This window comes from Sutterella parvirubra YIT 11816, from assembly GCF_000250875.1.
Classification (GTDB): domain Bacteria; phylum Pseudomonadota; class Gammaproteobacteria; order Burkholderiales; family Burkholderiaceae_F; genus Sutterella; species Sutterella parvirubra.
Window position 1 is genome coordinate 13,495 of record NZ_JH605002.1, and the last position, 1,516, is coordinate 15,010.

Genomic DNA, 1,516 nt, shown 5'->3' on the forward strand with positions numbered 1-1,516 from the left:
GGTCAGACGCCCGCGAAGCTGATGGCGGCCGAAGCCGAACGCATCCTCGCCGCGATCGAGCCCGACGACTTCGTCGTGGTGCTCGACGAGCACGGGGCGGACCTCGACACGCAGGCCTTCGCGAAGGCCCTGGCGGGTTGGGGCCGTGAGGGTGAGCGCGTCGTCTTCGTGATCGGGGGCCCGGACGGGCTTTCGCCCGACGTGAAGGCCCGCGCCCGCACGACGATCCGGCTCTCCGCGATGACGCTCCCGCACGCGCTCTGCCGCGTGTTGTTGGCCGAGCAGATCTACCGCGCGTGGTCGATCTACGCGAACCATCCCTACCACCGGGCCTGACACACCATGGCTGAGCACGTCTATCTCGCGAGCAAGAGCCCGCGGCGTTTGGAACTTCTGACGAGCCTCGGGCTCAAGGTCACCGTCGCGGCGGGGAACGCCCACACGCGCGGCTACTTTGAAGGGGACGAAGAGGTCCGCCCGGGCGAACACCCCGAGGACTACGTCCGCCGCACGGCCGAAACGAAGTGGCGCGAGGGCTGGATGCGCGTGACGGTGATGCCGGGGTTTGAAAAGGGCGTCCCGTTGATCGCAGCCGACACGACGGTGAGCTTGGGCGAAACGATCTACGGGAAGCCCAAGGACGCCGAAGAGGCGAAGGCCTTTCTGCGGGCGCTCTCGGGCGTTGCGCACGACGTGCGCACGGCGGTCGTCGTGGGGACGGGGCCCGAGGACATGACCTCGGTCGTGCAGCGCTCGCTCGTCCACTTCCGCGAGTTGACGGAGGACGAGATCGCCGCCTACGTCGCGACGGGCGAACCCTTCGACAAGGCGGGCGGGTACGGCATCCAGGGCTTGGCCGGGATCTTCGTTTCCCGCATCGAGGGAAGCTTCACCGGGATCATGGGGCTTCCCGTCGCCGAGACGGCGACGCTGCTCGCGCGTCTCGGCGTGCGGGTGCTCTGAATCAACCGACCTTGACCAACTCGATGTCGAAGATCAGATCGGCGTGGGGCGGAATCACGCCCGCGGCGCCGTAGGGGCCGTAGCCCAGATCGGACGGGATCGAGAGACGCGCGGCGGTGCCTTCGCGCATGCCGAGGAGCGACTGGTCCCAGCCCGGGATCACCATGCCGACGCCCACCGGGAATTCGATCGGCTCGCCGCGGTCGTAGCTCGAATCGAAAACGGTGCCGTCGGTGAGGCGGCCCGTGTAGTGCACCGCGACGGTGTCGCCCTTCTGGGCGGCGCGGCCCGTGCCTTCGGTCTTGACGTCGATCTTGAGTTCGGTGAACTTGTCCATAGAAATACCTCAGGGAACCTCCGTCTTCAGACGGAGGAGGAATGAAGCGCGGGGCGAAGCCACGCGTACCCATATCCGTCGTTGCGTGAAATCAGACGGCAATGACGCCAATGAATGCCGTCAACCTTGCCGTCGGGCGTCTGCAACACGAAGCTTCCGCGAGCACGGACGGCTACGCGGCCTTGAAAGGTGACGCCTTTCTTGACGGCCTTCACA

At 66.8% G+C, this 1,516-nt stretch carries 3 protein-coding genes and 1 pseudogene; 2 read left to right on the top strand and 2 right to left on the bottom strand.

All coding sequences use genetic code 11. The annotated features are described in order from the left end of the window. Window positions 1–336, top strand: a 336-nt coding sequence (rlmH, locus tag HMPREF9440_RS12120) for a 23S rRNA (pseudouridine(1915)-N(3))-methyltransferase RlmH (protein WP_008543111.1), incomplete at its 5' end; no start/stop codon positions are given. A gap of 6 nt (window positions 337–342) precedes the next feature. After that, window positions 343–963 carry a Maf family protein gene (locus tag HMPREF9440_RS07845; protein ID WP_008543113.1) on the top strand — a complete coding sequence of 207 codons (621 nt, stop codon included), beginning with the start codon at window positions 343–345 and terminating at the stop codon, window positions 961–963. A gap of 1 nt (window position 964) precedes the next feature. Here HMPREF9440_RS07845 and HMPREF9440_RS07850 read toward each other — a convergent pair whose 3' ends face one another. Both HMPREF9440_RS07850 and HMPREF9440_RS11700 read right to left on the bottom strand, forming a co-directional pair. Further along, a complete protein-coding gene (locus tag HMPREF9440_RS07850) occupies window positions 965–1,300 on the bottom strand; it encodes an FKBP-type peptidyl-prolyl cis-trans isomerase (protein WP_008543114.1) in 336 nt (111 codons plus the stop codon). Between the two features lie 26 nt (window positions 1,301–1,326). Further along, window positions 1,327–1,516, bottom strand: a pseudogene (locus HMPREF9440_RS11700) (RNA-guided endonuclease IscB); the annotation flags it as partial.

Bases quoted from the DNA above. Each gene is read 5' to 3' on its own strand.
- HMPREF9440_RS07845 (WP_008543113.1), top strand. From the start codon at position 343: ATGGCTGAGCACGTCTATCTCGCGAGCAAGAGCCCGCGGCGTTTGGAA.
- HMPREF9440_RS07850 (WP_008543114.1), bottom strand. From the start codon at position 1,300: ATGGACAAGTTCACCGAACTCAAGATCGACGTCAAGACCGAAGGCACG.